The sequence below is a fragment of the Micromonospora sp. DT31 genome, from assembly GCF_049841795.1.
Lineage (GTDB): Bacteria > Actinomycetota > Actinomycetes > Mycobacteriales > Micromonosporaceae > Micromonospora.
Map to the genome: position 1 here is coordinate 1 of NZ_JBNCKZ010000056.1, position 1,246 is coordinate 1,246.

1 protein-coding gene is annotated in these 1,246 nt (G+C 68.5%); it reads right to left on the reverse strand.

All coding sequences use genetic code 11. The annotated features are described in order from the left end of the window. Positions 1 to 36 precede the first annotated feature (36 nt). Positions 37 to 1,155, reverse strand: a complete 1,119-nt coding sequence (locus ACLQ2X_RS28340; protein ID WP_425684130.1) for an IS630 family transposase — start codon at positions 1,153 to 1,155, stop codon at positions 37 to 39. Positions 1,156 to 1,246 lie beyond the last annotated feature (91 nt).

The window sequence follows — 1,246 nt, forward strand, 5'->3', positions numbered from 1 at the left end:
CTAGTGCCTTGACCACGAAGGTTGGCGGTGTTGGGGTCAGGCTGCGTGGGTGGCGGGTTGGCCCCAGCGTCGATGTCGTTCGCTGCGGATGCGGGCGCGTTCGCGGCGTTGGGCGGCCAGGACGTCGGGGTGGCGGGCGTTGGCGTTGCGCCACCGCAGGTAGGCCTGCAACCGTCGGGTCAGCGCGGGGTGGTTGGGGTGGTTCGAGCCAGCGATGACGAAGGTGCGTAGCGGCCCGAACTGGGCTTCGATTGGGTTGGCCCAGGAGGCGTAGGTCGGGGTGAAACAGAGCTCGACCTTGTTGCGGGCCGCCCACGCTCGGATCTTTCGGCCTTTGTGCGCGGACAGGTTGTCCAGGATGACGTAGATCGGCGCCCCGTCCGGCCGGGCGGCGCGGATCGACTTGAGCGCGGCGAGGGTGTTCGCGGCGCTCTTGCGCCGCCGGACCACACCCCAGAGTTGGTCGTCACCGACGGAGTAGCAGCCGTGGAACTGCCGGACGCCGTGCAGCTTGTGGTAGTTCGCGGGCAGCCGTCGCGGGTGCCCGGCCGGAGCCCACCCGGCGCCGACCTGCGGTCTGATCACCAGGGGCCCGAACTCGTCGAACGCGAACACCCGTTGTGGGAAGTGGCTGCTCACATGCTCGATCCGGGCGAGTTTGGCGTCCCGGTGCGGGTCGGTGGACTCCTTCCACGTCTTGGTCCGTTGGAAGGTGATCCGGTGTCGGTGCAGGATCTGCCGCAGTCGTTCCCGCCCGATCCGGACCCGGCGTGCCGAGTGCAGGCGTAGGTGGTCGGCGAGCTTGCGGAGGCTCCAGCGGGTGAACGGACGCCCCAGTTTCTCGGGGCGGGTGTTGGCCATCTCGACGATGAACTGCTCTTCGTCAGGACTGATCTGGCGGGGACGGCCACCCGCCCACTGAGGGTCCAGGCTGGCCATCCCCATGTCGTTGAACCGGTGGATGACCTGCCGGATCGTGTCCTCGTCGGCTTGCACGAGGCGGGCGATGGCCGGGACCGTGTTCCCGCCAGCTGAGGCGAGCACGACCATCGCCCGTCGCAGTCGGATCGGTGAACCGGTTCCCCGGCGGGTGATTCTGAGCAGCTGCTGACCTTCCTGATCACTCAGCCGCCGCACACGTACAAGATCTGCCACCGCCACAGCCTGACCGGCACGACGCCGCCGGGCCGACAGGCCGCGCGGCGTGTCAACCAACACCGTGAACGTTCGTGGTCACGGCACTAGC